Annotated in this window: 1 pseudogene; it reads left to right on the top strand. The window is 44.1% G+C overall.

The features are described 5' to 3' along the window. A pseudogene (gene ycdU / locus HK439_RS26460) lies at positions 1–458 on the top strand (protein YcdU); the annotation flags it as partial.

Raw genomic sequence — 458 nt, 5'->3', positions numbered from 1 at the left:
CCCTCGTTATATGCGCTGTTCCTGATTTCGTTACTTGGGCCGTTGGTCATCTTTCTGCTGTTTCGGATGATCCGCACCAGTTATGTCAAGCAGGTCGCTATTTCAGTAGCGAAAAAAGTAAAATATAAAAGTCTGACTCGCTATGTGCTGCTTTCGGTGTGCATCTCAACGGTTGTTAACCTGCTTACTATCAGCCCGTTGCGTAACAGTGATTCTTTTGTGACAGAGGGGCAGTGGTTAACGTTTAAATCGATAATTGCATTGCTCATTCTTTGTGGCGTAGTGTTGGCGATTAATCTGTTTTTTCTGCGCTTCTCCAAGCGGTACGCTTTTCTGGGCAGGCTTTTTTTGCAGGAAATCGATCTGTTTTTCTCCAGTGAAAATGCGTTGTCGACCTTTTTTGCCAAGCCGCTTTGGCTTCGGTTATTCATATTGCTGGTTATTGAAGTGATGTGGAT

This window comes from Roseibium aggregatum, assembly GCF_014692675.1.
Taxonomy (GTDB): Bacteria; Pseudomonadota; Alphaproteobacteria; order Rhizobiales; family Stappiaceae; genus Roseibium; species Roseibium aggregatum_C.
This window is presented reverse-complemented; position numbering and strand designations above follow the sequence as displayed.